Annotated in this window: 14 protein-coding genes; 10 read left to right on the top strand and 4 right to left on the bottom strand. The window is 69.2% G+C overall.

Annotated features, from left to right (window positions below):
• Positions 1-63 precede the first annotated feature (63 nt).
• The 3 genes from rbfA to truB all read left to right on the top strand — a co-directional run bounded on the left by rbfA (position 64) and on the right by truB (position 2178).
• Positions 64-462 carry a 30S ribosome-binding factor RbfA gene (gene rbfA / locus EV216_RS12230; RefSeq protein ID WP_132695814.1) on the top strand — a complete coding sequence of 133 codons (399 nt, stop codon included), beginning with the start codon at positions 64-66 and terminating at the stop codon, positions 460-462.
• Complete coding sequence (locus EV216_RS12225; protein ID WP_132695813.1) at positions 452-1189, top strand: phosphodiester glycosidase family protein; 738 nt, start codon at positions 452-454, stop codon at positions 1187-1189. Before rbfA ends, EV216_RS12225 begins: the two co-directional genes overlap by 11 nt.
• An 83-nt stretch (positions 1190-1272) precedes the next feature.
• Positions 1273-2178, top strand: coding sequence for a tRNA pseudouridine(55) synthase TruB (gene truB / locus EV216_RS12220; protein ID WP_132695812.1), 906 nt, complete (start codon positions 1273-1275; stop codon positions 2176-2178).
• Positions 2179-2286: 108 nt separating this feature from the next.
• Here the strand turns inward: truB and EV216_RS12215 are convergent, their stop codons facing one another.
• Positions 2287-3513: an FAD-dependent monooxygenase gene (locus EV216_RS12215; RefSeq protein WP_132695811.1), complete on the bottom strand. Its 1227-nt coding sequence runs from the start codon at positions 3511-3513 to the stop codon at positions 2287-2289.
• A gap of 84 nt (positions 3514-3597) precedes the next feature.
• Here EV216_RS12215 and EV216_RS12210 point away from each other — a divergent pair, with 84 nt between their 5' ends.
• The 4 genes from EV216_RS12210 (at position 3598) to EV216_RS12195 (ending at position 9661) form a co-directional block, all read left to right on the top strand.
• Positions 3598-4929, top strand: coding sequence for an amidase (locus tag EV216_RS12210; protein WP_132695810.1), 1332 nt, complete (start codon positions 3598-3600; stop codon positions 4927-4929).
• Between the two features lie 134 nt (positions 4930-5063).
• Positions 5064-6245, top strand: a complete 1182-nt coding sequence (locus EV216_RS12205; RefSeq protein WP_132695809.1) for an aminotransferase class I/II-fold pyridoxal phosphate-dependent enzyme — start codon at positions 5064-5066, stop codon at positions 6243-6245.
• A 13-nt stretch (positions 6246-6258) separates the two neighbouring features.
• Positions 6259-8964, top strand: a complete 2706-nt coding sequence (locus EV216_RS12200) for a DNA translocase FtsK (protein ID WP_132695808.1) — start codon at positions 6259-6261, stop codon at positions 8962-8964.
• An 88-nt stretch (positions 8965-9052) separates the two neighbouring features.
• On the top strand, positions 9053-9661 hold the full coding sequence (locus EV216_RS12195; protein WP_132695807.1) for a LolA family protein: 609 nt from the start codon (positions 9053-9055) through the stop codon (positions 9659-9661).
• Positions 9662-9664: 3 nt separating this feature from the next.
• Here the strand turns inward: EV216_RS12195 and EV216_RS12190 are convergent, their stop codons facing one another.
• Together EV216_RS12190 and EV216_RS12185 are read right to left on the bottom strand one after the other, a co-directional pair.
• On the bottom strand, positions 9665-9853 hold the full coding sequence (locus EV216_RS12190; RefSeq protein WP_132695806.1) for a DUF2783 domain-containing protein: 189 nt from the start codon (positions 9851-9853) through the stop codon (positions 9665-9667).
• Positions 9850-11400: an FAD-dependent oxidoreductase gene (locus EV216_RS12185; protein WP_132695805.1), complete on the bottom strand. Its 1551-nt coding sequence runs from the start codon at positions 11398-11400 to the stop codon at positions 9850-9852. Before EV216_RS12185 ends, EV216_RS12190 begins: the two co-directional genes overlap by 4 nt.
• Before the next feature lie 272 nt (positions 11401-11672).
• Between EV216_RS12185 and bktB the strand changes: the two genes are divergently transcribed.
• Positions 11673-12848, top strand: a complete 1176-nt coding sequence (gene bktB / locus EV216_RS12180) for a beta-ketothiolase BktB (protein ID WP_132695804.1) — start codon at positions 11673-11675, stop codon at positions 12846-12848.
• 6 nt (positions 12849-12854) lie between these two features.
• On the opposite strand, the gene EV216_RS12175 is transcribed toward bktB, so the two are convergent.
• Entirely contained in the window at positions 12855-13487 is a 633-nt protein-coding gene (locus EV216_RS12175; RefSeq protein ID WP_132695803.1) for an alpha-ketoglutarate-dependent dioxygenase AlkB family protein, read from the bottom strand.
• Between the two features lie 177 nt (positions 13488-13664).
• On the opposite strand from EV216_RS12175, the gene dnaK reads away from it, so the two are divergent.
• Positions 13665-15575 (top strand): molecular chaperone DnaK, encoded by a 1911-nt coding sequence (gene dnaK, locus EV216_RS12170; RefSeq protein ID WP_132695802.1) that lies wholly within the window; start codon positions 13665-13667, stop codon positions 15573-15575.
• A 74-nt stretch (positions 15576-15649) separates the two neighbouring features.
• Complete coding sequence (gene dnaJ, locus EV216_RS12165) at positions 15650-16783, top strand: molecular chaperone DnaJ (protein ID WP_132695801.1); 1134 nt, start codon at positions 15650-15652, stop codon at positions 16781-16783.
• Positions 16784-16788: the final 5 nt, after the last annotated feature.

The raw sequence follows: 16788 nt of genomic DNA, 5'->3' as shown, positions 1-16788 counted from the left end.
TGCGCCGGTTTAGCCGCTTCGCGCCCGCTTGGCAAAGCGCCCCGCATCGCCTAGATCGGGCGCATGGCACGTTCCTCCGCCCCTTCGCAACGGCAGCTTCGCGTCGGCGAACTGATCCGCCGCACGCTGTCCGAGGTTCTGGCGCGCGGCGACGTGCATGATCCAGAACTGAACGCCATGTCGATCACGGTGGGCGAGGTGCGCACCTCGCCCGATCTGAAGGTCGCCACCGCCTTCGTGCTGCCCCTGGGCGGGCGCGGGGCCGAGGCGGCGCTGGCGGCGCTGCGGCGCAACCGGGGCGAGTTGCGGCGCATGGTGTCGCGCAAGCTGGAACTGAAATTCGCCCCCGAGATCCGGTTCGCGCTGGACGAGACCTTTGATCGGATGGACGAGACGCGGCGGCTGCTGGCGCAGGAGGATGTGCGCCGCGATACCGCCACCCCCGATCCCGATGAGGCTTAGGGCGACCGCGATCCTTGTGGCGCTGATGCTGCCGGGCGTGGCGCAGGCCTTCTGCGAGCGCATCACCCATGAAGGCCGCGGCTATGTCGTCTGCGCCGTCGATCCGGCCGAGACCGAGTTGCGGCTGTTCCGGCTGGGGCCGGATGGCGCGGTGCTGGGCAGTTTCGTGCGGGTCGAGCGGATGCTGGCGGCCGAGGGCAGGACGCTGGGATTCGCGATGAACGGGGGGATGTATCACCCCGACCGGACGCCCGTGGGGCTTTACATCGAGGCGGGCGAGGAACTTGCGCCCGCGGTGGCCAGCGCGGGGCCGGGGAATTTCGGGCTGCTGCCGAACGGTGTCCTTTGCCTGGGCGATGGCGTTGCGCAGGTGATCGAGACGCGCGCCTATCTGGCCGATCCGCCCGATTGCCGCTTTGCCACGCAATCGGGGCCGATGCTGGTGATCGGGGGCAAGCTGCATCCGCGCTTCCTGGTCGACAGCGACTCGCGCTTCGTGCGCAACGGGGTCGGCGTCACGCGGGAGGGGGGTGCGGTCTTTGCGATTTCCGACCGGCCGGTGACGTTCCATGAATTCGGGCGGCTGTTTCGCGACGTGCTGGGCACGCCGGAGGCGCTGTATCTGGATGGCAAGATCTCGCGGCTTTACGCGCCGGATCTGGGGCGGGCGGATATCGGGCTGCCGATGGGGCCGATCATCGGCGCGGTGGTGGATGCGCCCCGCTGATGCCCCCCGCTGATGCACCGCGTTGACGCCGCGCGCGGGCTTCGCTAGCAGGCGGGTCTTGCAACATTTCGGGAGCGACGGGCGTGGGACGCAGCCGCAAGGGACGCGACATTTCGGGCTGGCTGGTGGTGGACAAGCCCGCCGGGATCACATCGAACGCGGTGGTGAACAAGGTGCGCTGGGCGTTCGGGGCCAGGAAGGCGGGCCATGCGGGCACGCTGGACCCTGCCGCGACCGGCGTTCTGGCGGTGGCGCTGGGCGAGGCGACCAAGACGGTGCCCTATATCACCGATGCGCTGAAGGCCTATCGCTTCACCGTGCGGTTCGGGATCGCGACCAATACCGACGATGCCGAGGGCGAGGTGATCGCGACCTCGGACGAGCGGCCCACGGATGACGAGATCCGCAAGGCGCTGACCGGATTCGTCGGCGATATCGCACAGGTGCCGCCGCAATTCTCGGCCGTGAAGATCGACGGCGAGCGGGCCTATGCGCTGGCCCGGGCTGGCGAGGAGGTCGAGATCGCGCCCCGGCCGCTTTATGTCGAAAGCCTGGACATGGTCGAGCGGCCCGATGCCGATCATGCCGTGCTGGAAATGATCTGCGGCAAGGGCGGCTATGTGCGCTCGGTCGCGCGCGATCTGGGGCAGATCCTGGGCTGCCAGGGCCATGTGACCGAGTTGCGGCGGGTCTGGTCGGGGCCGTTCGAGGCCGAGGACGGGATCAGCATGGAGCAGATCGAGGCGCTGGCGAAGACCCCCGCGCTGGACGAGCATCTGCGCCCGCTGGAGGATGGCCTGGCCGAGTTGCCCGAATTGCGCACCACCGCCGATGGGGCGGCGCGGCTGCGCAACGGCAATCCGGGGATCGTGCTGACATCCGAGGCGGAATATGGCGACGAGGCCTGGGCGTCCTATGACGGTCAGGCGGTCGCGGTCGGGATCTACAAGGCGGGCGAATTGCACCCGCACCGGGTCTTCTGCACCTGAGCGCAAGCGCGCGGTGAACAGGTCTGGCCCGGGTGTAAGCCCGGGCCGCGCCCGGGACCCGGAACAGTCCCCCTCGGGCAATGCCGGATTTCCCTTTCCCGAAGCCGCCTAGAGCGGGCGGCCGGTCATCAATCGCGGCAGGTCGCCGGTCAGCCCGGCGGCCTCGCGGATGAAGCGGCGGCGCAGGGCGGGCAGCGCGTTGACCGCGCCCATGCCAAGATCGCGGCCCAGCCGCAGGATCGGGTTGTCGTTGGAAAACAGCTTGTTCACCGCATCGGTTCCGACCGCCATCAGGGTCGTGTCGAAGCGCCGCCAGGTCTGATAGCGCTCCAGCACGTCGATGGCGCCGATCTCCTCGCCGCGCCGTTTCGCCTCGACCAGCACCTGCGCCAGCGCGCCCACATCGCGCAGGCCGAGGTTCAGCCCCTGCCCCGCGATCGGATGCACACCATGCGCGGCATCGCCCAAGAGCGCGATGCGCGGCGCGACGAAGGCATTGGCCAGCGTCAGGTTCAGCGGATAGGCGAAGCGGTCGCCCTCCAGCGCGATCTCGCCCAGGAAATCGCCGAAGCGCGGGCGCAGCGCCGCCAGATAGCCCGCATCGTCCAGCGCCTGGATCGCGGCGGCATTGGCATGGGTCTCGCTCCAGACGATGGAACAGCGATTGCCGGGCAAAGGCAGGATCGCCAGGGGGCCGGAGGGCATGAAGAACTGATGCGCGGCGCCGTTATGGGGGTGCTCATGCGCAATGGCGCAGACCAGCGCGGTCTGGCCGTAATCCCAGCCGGTGCGCCGGATCCCCGCCCGTTCCGCGGTGCCCGACCGCCGCCCGTCGCAGCCGACCAGGACAAGCCCGCGCAGCGTGCGGCCCGAGGCCAGCGTCACGGTGACGCCGGTCGCGTCGGGGGCCTGGGCGATCACGGTCTCGCCGGAGATCGTCGTGATCCGCGGATCGGCGGCCATCGCGTCGAGGAAGGCGCGGCGCAGGTAGCGGTCTTCGAGCATGTAGCCCATCGGGCCTTCCTCGATCTCGCCATGGTGGAAATCGAGGAAGAAGGGCGCCGGCCCCTCGCCCGCGCGCCCGTCGGAGGCGACGATTTCAAGGATCGGCTGGCTGCGGTTGTGCAGCTTGTCCCAGATCCCGATGGCGCGCAGCAGCCGGGTCGAGGCCAGCGCCAGCGCATAGGCACGCCCGTCGAAACGGTCCTCGGCGCGGGCGGCCTCGGGCAGGGCGTCGATCACGGTGACGGTCAGCCCGCCCTGGGCCAGTGCAAGGGCCAGCGCAGGGCCGTTCAGCCCGCCGCCCACGATCAGGATGTCGGAGTTGCGTTCCATGTCCCGCAATATGGCGGCGCGCGCGGGATTGTCCATAAGCACGGCGCCCGCTAGCCTTTCGCCATCGGGTCAGGGAGGCGGGCGATGACGGGCGACTGGCGGGGGATGAGCGCGGGGGATCTGGGGCGCGGGATCGGTGCGGGCCGGATCGACCCGGTGGACCTGACCGACGCCTGTCTGGAGGCCATCGCGGCGCATCCCGAGGCGGGGCGGATCTATGCTCGCCTGACCGAAGACCGCGCGCGGGCCGAGGCGCAGGCGGCGCGGGACCGGGCGCGGACCGGGCATCGGCTGGGGCCGCTGGACGGGGTGCCGATCTCGTGGAAGGACCTGTTCGATACGGCGGGCGTGGCGACCGAGGCGGGATCGGCCCTGCTGGCGGGCCGCGTGCCCGGCCGCGATGCCGGGGTGCTGGCCAATGCGAGCGCCGCGGGGCTGGTCTGTCTGGGCAAGACGCATATGACGGAACTGGCCTTTTCGGGGCTGGGGCTGAACCCGGTGACCGCGACGCCGCCCAATGTGCATGACGCCGAGGCCGCGCCGGGGGGGTCGTCCTCGGGGGCGGCGGCCTCGGTCGCGTTCGGGCTGGCGGCGGCGGGGATCGGGTCGGATACCGGCGGCTCGGTCCGGGTGCCGGCGGTCTGGAACGATCTGGTCGGGCTGAAGACCGGGGCGGGGCGGCTGTCGCTGGCGGGTGTCGTGCCGCTTTGCCCGCGATTCGACACGGTGGGGCCGCTGACGCGCAATGTCGAGGATGCAGCACTTTTGCTGGCGGCGCTGGAGGGGGGCAGGCCCGCGGATCTGCGCGGCGCGACGCTGGCGGGCGCGCGGCTGATGGTGCTGGAGACCGTGGCCTTCGACGATATCCGCGACGGCCCCCTTGCGGGGTTCGAGCAGGCGGTGGACCGGCTGGCGCAGGCAGGGGCCACGATCAGCCGGGGCGCGGTGCCCGGGATCGCCGAGGCGCTGGCGCTGTCCGGGGTGCTGTTCGCGACCGAAGCCTACGGCACCTGGGGGGCGAGCATCGAGGCGGCGCCCGAGCGGATGTATCCCGCGATCCTGAACCGGTTCCGCGGCGGGCGGGAGTATTCGGGCGCCGAATATGTCGCCGCCTGGCAAAAGCTGGACCGGCTGCGCGCGGCCTATGCCGCCGCGACCGCCGGATTCGACGCGGTGCTGGTGCCGACCTGCCCGATCCTGCCGCCGAAGGTGGCGGCGCTGATGGCCGATCCGGACTTCTTCGTGGCCGAAAACCTGATGACGCTGCGCAACACCCGGATCGGCAACCTGATGGGGCTGGCGGTTCTGACTCTGCCGACCGGCATCCCCTCGACCGGGATCTCGCTGATGGGGCCGCCGATGTCGGAGGAACGGCTGTTGCGGCTGGGGGCGGCGGCCGAGGCGGCGCTGGCCTAAATGCCACAACATCGCCCCGCAAGCCGCAGGGGCGGGGGGCTTTTCTGGACCGGGGGCAATCCAGCCGTTATCCTGATGCGAAACGGGGTGCGTCAGACGCCCCGATCCGAGGCAGCACAGGCAGACAGGGGTCCATGACCTTTCCCGAGCGGTTTTCGAACCTGCCAGAATACGCGTTTCCGAGGTTGCGGCGTCTGCTGGACGACCACGCCCCCGGCGGCGCGCCCCTGCACATGACCATCGGCGAGCCGCAGCATGCCTTTCCCGACTGGGTGACGGAGGTGATCGCCACCCATGCCGCGGAGTTCGGCAAATACCCCCCGAACGAGGGCACGCCGGAATTGCTGGGCGCGATCTCGGACTGGCTGGCGCGGCGCTATGGGGTGCGCGTCGATCCGGCGACGCAGATCAGCACGCTGAACGGCACGCGCGAGGGGCTGTTCAACGCGGCGCTGGCGCTCTGCCCCGAGCAGAAACGCGGCCAGCGGCCCGCGATCCTGACGCCGAACCCGTTCTACCAGGTCTATGCGGTGGCCGCGCTGGCCGTCGGGGCGGAGCCGGTCTATGTGCCCGCCACGGCCGAAACCGGGTTCCTGCCCGATTATGCCGCGCTGCCGGGCGAATTGCTGGACCGGGTGGCGATTGCCTATCTGTGCTCGCCCGCGAATCCGCAGGGCGCGGTGGCGGATCGGGACTATTGGGCGGATCTGATCCGGCTGGCCGAAAAGCACGATTTCCGCATCTTCGCCGATGAATGCTATTCCGAGATCTACCGCGACAGCCCGCCCCCCGGCGCGCTGGAGGTGGCGCGCGAGATCGGCGCCGATCCCGAACGGGTGCTGGTGTTTCATTCGCTGTCGAAACGCTCGAACCTGCCGGGGCTGCGGTCGGGATTCTGCGCGGGCGGGGCGGAGAGCCTGGGCCATGTCAAGCGGCTGCGGTCCTATGCCGGTGCACCCCTGCCCCTGCCCCTGCAACGGGTGGCGGAACGGGCCTGGGCGGACGAGGCGCATGTGGCCGAAAGCCTTGCGCAATACCGGCGCAAATATGCCATCGCCGACGAGATCCTCGGGACGGTGCCGGGCTATCGCCCGCCCCAAGGCGGGTTCTTCCTGTGGCTGCCGGTCGCCGATGGCGAGGCGGCGGCGCTGAAGCTGTGGCGCGGGACGGGGGTGCGGGTGCTGCCCGGCGCGTATCTGTCGCGCGCGGTGAACGGCGAAAATCCGGGTGCAGGCTATGTCCGGGTCGCGATGGTCGCCCCAGAACAAGAAATGCGGCACGGGCTGATGCGGCTGCGTGACTGCCTCTACGGGTAAGGACGGTTAGGGTATGGCTTCGTATCAGATGAAACGGCGCGAACCGCTTCTCGATTCCAACGTCCAGGCCGCCATCGAGCGGCGCGGCAAGGAATTGCTGGGCTTCACGCTGATCGGGGCGGCGCTGGTGATGGTGGCGATCCTGGGCTCTTACGTCCCTGACGATCCAAGCTGGCTGTCGGCGACCGATGCCCCGGCCGAAAACATGCTGGGCCGGTTCGGCGCCTCGATCGCGGCGCCGCTGCATATCATCGTCGGATGGGGTTCCTGGGGGCTGGTGGCGATCCCGGCGGTCTGGGGGCTGCGGCTGGCGGGCCATTGGGGCGAGGACCGCGCGCTGTCGCGGCTGATCTTTGCCCCGGTCGCGGTGGCGCTGGCGGCGGTCTATGCCTCGACCCATGTGCCGCCCGCAAGCTGGACCCACGCCTTCGGCATGGGCGGGCTGTTTGGCGATACGGTGCTGGGCGCGATCCTGGGCGTGGCGCCGGTGGATACTGTGGCGGGGCTGCGCGTGGTCGCAGCACTGGTCTGGATGGCGGCCATCGGCATGGGGCTTTTCGTGCTGGGCGTGGACCGGGACGAATTGCGCAATTTTGGCCGGTTCCTGCTGTTCGGCCTGATCCTGAGCTATGAAGGGCTGCGCCGGTTGGCCGGGAAATCGGCGCGCGGCGCGCTGAGTGCCGGGCTGCGGCTGGGCGAGAACGTGCAGACACGCCGCGCCGGGGCCGAACCCGTGCGCGCCCAGCGGGCCGAGCCGCTGGTGGCGAGCCGGGCGCCCGCGGGCGAACCGGCCCGGAGCGGTGTCATCGGCGGGCTGATGGCGCGGGTGCCGGTGCTGGGGCGGCGGATGGCGGAGCCCGAGATGGAACTGGTCGAGCGCGACCTGCCCGTCAGCGTGGACGGGATCGGACCGATTTCCGAGGACCGGATCAGGGAACGCATCGCCGACGTGATCCGCAACCGCGCCCGCCAGTCGGGCCGCCCGGCCTTTCGCGCGGAGCCGCCCGTGCGGCGCGATCGGGCGGGCACGCCGGACGCGCTGCCGGTCGAGCCGCCGCTGAGCGCGCGGGCCGCCGACTTGCCCCTGCCCGAGTTCGACGAGGAACCCCGCCGGGTCGTGCAGCATCCCGTCAGCAAGCCGGTGCCCCCCTCGCGCCGGGCGATGGAAGAGGCGCAACCGGCGCTGCCCTTCAGCGAGCCCGACAGCGGCTATGAACATCCGCCGCTGTCGCTGCTGGCCAGCCCCGATTCGATCCAGCGCCATGTCCTGTCGGACGAGGCGCTGGAGGAAAACGCGCGGATGCTGGAAAACGTGCTGGACGATTACGGCGTCAAGGGCGAGATCGTGTCGGTCCGGCCCGGCCCCGTGGTCACCATGTACGAGCTGGAGCCCGCGCCGGGGCTGAAGGCCAGCCGGGTGATCGGGCTGTCGGACGACATCGCGCGCAGCATGTCGGCGCTGTCGGCGCGGGTCTCGACCGTGCCGGGGCGCAGCGTGATCGGGATCGAACTGCCCAATGTCAATCGCGAGAAGGTGGTGCTGCGCGAGATCCTGTCCTCGCGCGCCTTCGGCGACAGCGCGATGCGGCTACCGCTGGCGCTGGGCAAGGATATCGGCGGCGAGGCGGTGGTGGCGAACCTGGCCAAGATGCCCCACCTGCTGATCGCGGGCACCACCGGGTCGGGCAAGTCGGTGGCGATCAACACGATGATCCTGTCGCTGCTCTACAAGCTGACGCCCGAGGAATGCCGGCTGATCATGATCGACCCCAAGATGCTGGAACTGTCGGTCTATGACGGCATCCCGCATCTGCTGTCCCCGGTCGTCACCGACCCCAAGAAGGCCGTCGTCGCGCTGAAATGGGTCGTGGGCGAGATGGAGGAACGCTATCGCAAGATGTCCAAGATGGGCGTGCGCAACATCGAGGGCTATAACGGGCGGGTGCGCGATGCGCTGGACCGGGGCGAGATGTTCAAGCGCACGGTCCAGACCGGGTTCGACGACGAGACCGGCGAGCCGGTGTTCGAGACCGACGAGTTCCAGCCCGAGACGCTGCCTTATATCGTGGTGATCGTCGACGAGATGGCCGACCTGATGATGGTGGCGGGCAAGGAGATCGAGGCCTGCATCCAGCGCCTGGCGCAGATGGCGCGGGCCTCGGGGATCCACCTCATCATGGCCACCCAGCGGCCCTCGGTCGATGTCATCACCGGCACGATCAAGGCGAACTTCCCGACCCGAATCTCGTTCCAGGTGACCGGCAAGATCGACAGCCGCACGATCCTGGGCGAACAGGGGGCGGAACAGCTTCTGGGCATGGGCGACATGCTTTACATGGCGGGCGGGGGTCGGATTTCCCGCGTGCACGGGCCGTTCGTATCGGATGAGGAAGTCGAGGAGATCGTCACCTATCTGAAGGGCTTCGGGCCGCCCGATTATGTCGGCAACGTGGTCGAGGGACCGGACGAGGACCGCGAGGGCGAGATCGACCTGGTGCTGGGCCTGGGCGGCAATGGCGATGGCGACGACGCGCTGTACGATCAGGCGGTGGCGATCGTGCTGAAGGATCGCAAATGCTCGACCTCCTACATCCAGCGCAAGCTGGCCATCGGCTACAACAAGGCCGCCCGCCTGGTCGAGCAGATGGAGGAAGAAGGCGTGGTCAGCCCGGCCAACCATGTCGGCAAGCGCGAGATCCTGGTGCCTGAACAGGGCTGACCGGCGGCGCGGGCGGGGGGCCTGCCCCTCGCCAATTCGTTACGCTTTGGCTGATGCAAAGGCGCGTGCGAGCGACTAGATTGCCGCCATGATAAGACGCCTTGCCCTTGGCCTTGCCCTCTGGGCGGCCACCGCCGCGCCCGGACTTGCCGACAAGCTGCCGCTGTCGGCGATCTCGGGCTATCTCAACAGTTTCTCGACCGCGCGGGCCGAGTTCACGCAGGTCAATGCCGACGGGTCGATCTCGACCGGGCGGATGCTGCTTCAGCGGCCCGGCCGGGCGCGGTTCGAATACGATCCGCCCAATGGCGGGCTGGTGATCGCGGGCGGCGGGCAGGTCGCGATCTTCGACACCAAGTCGAACCAGCCGCCCGAGCAATATCCGCTGCGCCGCACGCCGCTGAACATCATCCTGGAGCGCAACGTGGATCTGTCGCGGGCGCGGATGGTGGTGGGCCATGACGGCGATGCGACCATGACACGGGTGATCGCGCAGGATCCCGAGCATCCCGAATACGGCACCATCGCGCTGGTCTTTACCGGCAACCCGGTGGAACTGCGCCAATGGGTCATCACCGACGACACGGGCCAGGCGACCACGGTGATCCTGGGCGAGATGCGGACCGGCGTGCAATTGTCGGCACGGATGTTCAGCATCGTGCAGGAGACAAATGACCGGATGGGCAACCGGCGCTAGGGCTCAGCGTTGGCGGGCAAGCGCCAGCGCGGCGCGCAGCACGGCCGGATCGCCGACATGATTGGCGAGGATCAGCAGGAGCTGGGCGTTCAGCGCGTGGCTTTGCGCCTCGGTCAGGCCGCGATGGGCGGCCAGAAGCTCGGCCAGGAAATCGTCGGGATCGTCGATATTGGGGGTGTCGATCAGGCTCACGCGCGTCCCTCCCACAGCGCGGCGAGGGCCTTTGCGATCTGGCGCGCGTCGGCCTCGACCCAGCGGGCGGCGATGACCTGGTCGGGCCGCACCAGATAGAGCGCGCGCCCGGCCCGGCCCAGATAGCGCGCGACCACCGCCGGGTTCACCTCGACCGGCAGAACGGGCAGGTCCGCAACGGCGGGGGCGTCGCAATTGATCGCCAGCAGCATCGCGTCGCGGCCCAGCGCCGCCAGCAGCCAGCCCGCGCCCTGCGGCGCGTCGGGGGCGACCGCTCCGGGACGCGAGATCGCGGGCAGGCGCGGGTCGTCGGGGCCGGTGGTGGCATAGATGCAGGGCGTCGAGAGGCGGCCGGAATTGACCCAGTCGCGGGCAAAGGGCGCCTTGCGCGCGAGGGCCAGGATCTGGTCACGGAACAGCCGTTCGACGCCGTTGGCCGGACCCATGAAGCGGGTGGCGCGGCTGGATTGGCGAATGTTCTCGTCCGCGGCCTGCACCCGTTCGCGGTTGTAGCTGTCGATCAGGCTGGGGGGCGCGCGGCCGTCCAGCACGGCGGCCAGCTTCCAGCCCAGATTGTCGGCATCCTGCAACCCGCCATTGGCCCCGCGCGCGCCGAAGGGCGGGATCAGATGGGCGCTGTCGCCGGCGAAGATCACCCGGCCATGGACGAATTCGCCCAGGCGGCGGCACTGGAAGCTGTAGACGCTGACCCAGTCGAGCTCGAAATCGGGGCCGATCACCTGTTCGATGCGGGGGATCACCTTTTCGGGCCTGCTCTCTTCCTTCGGGTCGGCATGGGGGCCGAGTTGCAGGTCGATGCGGTAGATGTTGTCGGCCTGCCGGTGCAGCAGTGCGGACTGGCCGTCATGGAAGCCCGGCTCGAACCAGAACCAGCGTTCGGAGGGCAGGTCGCCCTCCATCTCGACATCGGCGATGAGGAAGCGTTCCTCGAACAGCTCGCCCTCGAAATCGAGATCGAGCATCGCCCGGACAGTCGAGCGCGCCCCGTCGCAGGCGATCGCATAATCCGCCGCGAGCATGTAGCCGCCATCCGGCGTGCGGATCGTGACCTGCACCCCGTCCGCGTCCGGGTCGATCCCGGTGACGCGGTTGCGGAATCGCAGGTCGATCAGCGGGTCGGCCAGCGCGCGGTCGCTCAGGAAATGCTCGACATGATATTGCTGGAGGTTGAGGAAGGGCGGCATCCGGTCGCCGGGGCCTTCGGCCAGATCGAAGCTGAAGATCTCGTCATCGCCGTGGCAGACGCGGCCGACGCTCCATGGCACGCCCTTTTCCAGCACCTTGTCGGCGATGCCCAGACGGTCGAAGATCTCGAGGCTGCGCCGGGACCAGCCCATGGCGCGCGAGCCGGTCGCGACCGCGTCGCCGGCCTCGAGCAGCACCGATGGCGTCCCGCGACGGGCCAGATCCAGCGCCAGCACCAGACCGACCGGCCCCGCGCCGATGATGACGACCTTGTGGCGCGGTTCGGGCGCGTTCAGCCCGGGCGGGACGACATAGGGAAAGGGCGCATAGGCATGGGCCATCACGCGGCCCCCGGCGGGACGGCGCGCGCGGCGGTGCCGCCCCGGCGCGCGGGCAGGTCACGGACGCCCGTGCCGCGGGCACCTGCGGGGACATGGGTCATGGCACTCTCCCTTGACGGTCTGCTTCGCTGGCCGCCACCCGGGCGTTAACCTCTGCCACCCGGCGGGCCACTGCAACCGGTTTTTTCGGCGGGGGATCGACGCGACGTCATGCTATGGACGGGGGCGGGCCGCGCTATCAAGGGGCGGGTCCGGCGGAGGAGGAGGAACACATGACCGGCATCGTCATCCTGAGCGGCGCGCGCACCGCCATCGGCACATTCGGCGGCAGTCTTGCGGGCCTGCCGCCCGCGACGCTGGGCGCCATCGCCGCGCGCGCGGCGCTGGAACGGGCGGGGGTCGAGGGCGCGCGCATCGGCCATGTCGCCTTTGGCCATATCCTGAACACCGAACCGCGCGACCTGTACCTGTCGCGCATCGCCGCGATGGAGGCGGGGATTCCCGAGACCGTGCCCGCGATGAACGTCAACCGGCTGTGCGGGTCGGGGGCGCAGGCCGTCGTCTCGGTCGCGCAGGCGCTGATGCTGGGGGATGCCGGGTTCGGGCTGGCGGGCGGGGCCGAAAGCATGAGCCGGGCGCCGCATGTCCTGCCCGCGGCGCGCTGGGGCCAGAAGATGGGCGATACCGGCGCGGCCGACATGATGCTGGGCGCGCTGACCTGTCCGTTCGGGACCGGCCATATGGGTGTGACCGCCGAGAACGTGGCCGCCGAGCATGGCATCAGCCGCGCCGATCAGGACGCCTTTGCGCTGGAGAGCCAGGGCCGCGCGGCGCGGGCGATTGCCGAGGGCCGCTTTGCCGCCGAGATCGTGCCGGTCGAGGTGGCGGTGCGGCGCGAGACGCGGGCCTTTGCGGTGGACGAGCATCCCAAGGCGACGACGCCGGAGGCGCTGGCGGCGCTGCGGCCCGCCTTCCAGAAGGATGGCACGGTGACGGCGGGCAATGCGAGCGGGATCAATGACGGCGCCGCGGCGCTGGTTCTGGCGCGCGAGGACGCGGCAGAGGCGGCGGGGCTGGAGCCGATGGCGCGGCTGATCGGCTATGCCCATGCGGGCGTGGCGCCGCGGGTGATGGGGATCGGGCCGGTGCCCGCGGTCGAGGAGTTGCTGGCCAGGACGGGGCTGGGTGTGGGCGATTTCGACGTGGTCGAAAGCAACGAGGCCTTTGCCGCGCAGGCGATTGCAGTCAACCGGGCGCTGGGGCTGGACCCCGAGCGGGTGAACCCCAATGGCGGCGCGATCGCGCTGGGTCATCCGGTGGGGGCGACGGGCGCGATCATCACGGTCAAGGCGATCCACGAACTTGCCCGCACCGGCGGGCGGCGGGCGCTGGTGACGATGTGCATCGGCGGCGGGCAGGGAATAGCGCTGGCGCTGGAGCGGGTCTGACGGGCGTCAGTCCACCACCCGCAGCGTGAGGTTGATCCGCCCGCCCCCGGCCAGCAGGCCGGAGGAGCCGGGGCGCAGCCGGTCGATGCCGTGATGGACCAGCCGCGCCGCGCCGCCCATCACCAGAACGTCGCCCGAATTGAGCCACAGGCTTTCGGTATCGCCGCCGCGGGTCAGGTGGCCGATGCGGAACCGCGCCGCGTCGCCCAGCGAGATCGACAGGACCGGCCAGCGGAAATCGGCCTCGTCGCGGTCCTGGTGCATGCCCATTTTCGTGCCCTCGCCGTAGAAGTTCACGAGGCAGCAATCGGGGCGGCGGTCGAGGCCGGTCACCGCGTCCCAGACCGCCAGCACCGAGGCCGGGATCGGCGGCCAGGGCAGCCCAGAGGGATGGCAGGGCGCATAGCGATAGCCGCGCCGGTCCGAGACCCAGCCGAAGCGCCCGGCCGAGGTCATGCGCACGCTCATCTTGCGGCCCCAGCGGGTTTCGGGCTGGAAGAGCGGCGCGGCGGCGACCACGGCGCGCAGCTCCGCGACCATCGCGCGCTGGGCCTCGGCGTCCAGCCAGCCGGGAAAGATCTGGACCCCGCGCACCACCAGACCGGGGGTCGGGCGGGCGCCCTCGGGCGTTTCGGACATCGTTCACCACACTCACATTTCTGTCATGGGCCGCGCTTGCAGGGGTCTGGACCCCTCCTTATATACGCCCGAGACAAGGATCGGGGACCACCCCCCCGACCGGAATTCTGGGATCGGAGGACAGGGGCCTTTTCAGGGCCTGATCTCCACAACATCGCCGAAGAAGAGGTAACAGACATGGCCAAAGTCATCGGGATCGACCTTGGGACCACCAATTCCTGCGTCGCCATCATGGACGGCTCGCAACCCCGGGTGATCGAGAATGCCGAGGGCGCGCGCACGACCCCCTCGATCGTCGCCTTCACCGAATCCGAACGTCTTGTGGGCCAGCCCGCCAAGCGGCAGGCCGTCACCAACCCCGAGAACACGATCTTTGCCGTCAAGCGCCTGATCGGGCGGCGGGCCGACGATGCGGAAGTCGAGAAGGACCGCAAGCACGTCCCCTATGCCATCGTCGATGGCGGCAATGGCGATGCCTGGGTGCAGGTGCGCGGCGAGAAATACAGCCCCAGCCAGGTCTCGGCCTTCATCCTGCAGAAGATGAAGGAAACCGCCGAAAGCTATCTGGGCGAGACCGTGACGCAGGCCGTCATCACCGTTCCGGCCTATTTCAACGACGCCCAGCGCCAGGCGACCAAGGATGCGGGCAAGATCGCCGGGCTTGAGGTTCTGCGCATCATCAACGAGCCCACCGCGGCCGCGCTGGCCTATGGGCTGGACAAGAAGGAAACCCGCACCATCGCGGTCTATGACCTGGGCGGCGGCACCTTCGACATCACGATCCTGGAAATCGACGACGGGCTGTTCGAGGTGAAATCGACCAACGGGGACACGTTCCTCGGCGGCGAAGACTTCGACATGCGGATCGTTGCCTACCTGGCCGAAGAGTTCAAGAAGGAACACGGCGTCGACCTGAGCAAGGACAAGATGGCGCTGCAACGGCTGAAGGAAGCCGCCGAGAAGGCCAAGATCGAGCTGTCCTCGGCCTCGCAGACCGAGATCAACCAGCCCTTCATCTCGATGGACAAGAACAGCGGCACGCCGCTGCACCTGGTGATGAAGCTGACCCGCGCCAAGCTGGAAAGCCTGGTGGCGGACCTCATCAAGAACTCTATCAAGCCCTGCCAGGCGGCGCTGAAGGATGCGGGCCTGTCGACCTCGGATATCGACGAGGTCGTGCTGGTCGGCGGCATGACGCGGATGCCGCGGGTGATCGAGGAAGTCACCAAGTTCTTCGGCAAGGAGCCGCACAAGGGCGTGAACCCCGACGAGGTGGTGGCGATGGGCGCCGCGATCCAGGCGGGCGTGCTGCAGGGCGATGTCAAGGACGTGGTGCTGCTGGACGTCACGCCGCTGTCGCTGGGCATCGAGACGCTGGGCGGCGTGTTCACCCGGCTGATCGACCGCAACACGACGATCCCGACCAAGAAATCGCAGATCTTCTCGACCGCCGAGGACAACCAGAACGCCGTGACGATCCGGGTGTTCCAGGGCGAGCGCGAGATGGCGGCCGACAACAAGATGCTGGGCCAGTTCAACCTGGAGGACATCCCGCCCGCACCGCGCGGCATGCCGCAGATCGAGGTGACCTTCGACATCGACGCCAACGGCATCGTGTCGGTCAGCGCCAAGGACAAGGGCACCGGCAAGGAGCAGAAGATCACGATCCAGGCCTCGGGCGGTCTGTCCGATGACGAGATCGAGCAGATGGTGCGCGATGCCGAATCCAATGCCGAGGCCGACAAGGCGCGGCGCGAACTGGTCGAGACCCGGAACCAGGCCGAAAGCCTGATCCACTCGACCGAGAAGTCGATCGAGGAGCATGGCGACAAGGTCGATCCATCGACCGTCGAGGCGATCGAACTGGCCGTCGCGGCGCTGCGCGACACGCTGGAAACCGACGATGTCGGCAAGATCCGGGGCGGCATCCAGAACGTGTCCGAGGCGGCGATGCGGCTGGGCGAAGCGATCTACAAGGCCCAGCAGCAGGAGACCGACGATGCGCCCCGCGGCGCGGATGAGGGCCCGGACGAAGGGATCGTCGATGCCGAGTTCGAGGATCTCGACGACGACAGGAAGCGCTCGTAGGAAACGACCGGAACCCAGGTGGCCGGTCCGGGAAACCGGGCCGGCCCCGCGCATTCCGGACAGGGGAATAGCCGATGGCAAAGCGCGATTTCTACGAGGTCCTGGGCATCGCCCGCGGCGCCTCGGCCGACGAGATCAAGAAGGCCTACCGCACGAAGGCCAAGGAACTGCATCCCGACCGCAACGCGGACAATCCCAAGGCCGAGGCCCAGTTCAAGGAAGTCAACGAGGCCTACGAGACGCTGAAGGATCCCGACAAGAAGGCCGCCTATGACCGTTTCGGCCATGCCGCCTTCGAGGGGGGCATGGGCGGGCCGCGCGGGGGCCCGGGATTCGGCGGGGGCGATTTCGCCTCGGCCTTCTCGAACGTGTTCGACGACCTGTTCGGCGATTTCATGGGCGGCGGCGGGCGCCAGCGCGCCACGCGCGGCTCGGATCTGCGCTACAACCTGCGGATCACGCTGGAAGACGCCTTTCGCGGCCTGCAGAAGAAGATCACCGTGCCCGGGTCTGTCGGCTGCGATGCCTGTAGCGGCACCGGGGCCGAAGGCGGCGCGGAGCCCGCGACCTGCCCGACCTGTGCGGGCATGGGCAAGGTGCGCGCCCAGCAGGGGTTCTTTACCGTCGAGCGCACCTGCCCGACCTGCGGCGGGATGGGCCAGATCATCAAGAACCCCTGCAAGTCCTGCGGCGGGGCGGGCCGGGTGGAACGCGAACGCGCGCTGTCGGTCAACATCCCCCCGGGCGTCGAGACCGGCACGCGGATCCGGCTGGCCGGAGAGGGCGAGGCGGGATTGCGCGGCGGGCCGCCGGGGGATCTGTATATCTTCATCGAGGTGGCCGATCACCCGCTGTTCGAGCGTGACGGCATGACGCTGTATTGCCGGGTGCCGGTCTCGATGGCGGGTGCGGCGCTGGGCGGCGAGATCGAGGTGCCCACGATCGACGGCGGACGCTCGCGCGTGAAGGTGCCCGAGGGCAGCCAGTCGGGCAAGCAGATGCGCCTGCGCGGCAAGGGCATGCCGGGGCTGCGCGGCGGCGGGCAGGGCGATCTGCTGATCGAGCTTGCGGTCGAGACGCCGGTCAACCTGACCACCCGGCAAAAGGAATTGCTGCGCGAGTTCGAGGAACTGAGCGAGGAGAACAATCCCGAGGGGTCGTCCTTCTTTCGCAAGGTCAAGAGTTTCTGGGACGGGATGAAAGGCTGAGGCCG

Origin of the sequence: Rhodovulum steppense (assembly GCF_004339675.1) — a bacterium.
GTDB lineage: Bacteria > Pseudomonadota > Alphaproteobacteria > Rhodobacterales > Rhodobacteraceae > Rhodovulum > Rhodovulum steppense.
The sequence above is the reverse complement of the archived record's forward strand: the minus strand, read 5'-3'. Positions and strand labels throughout refer to the sequence as shown.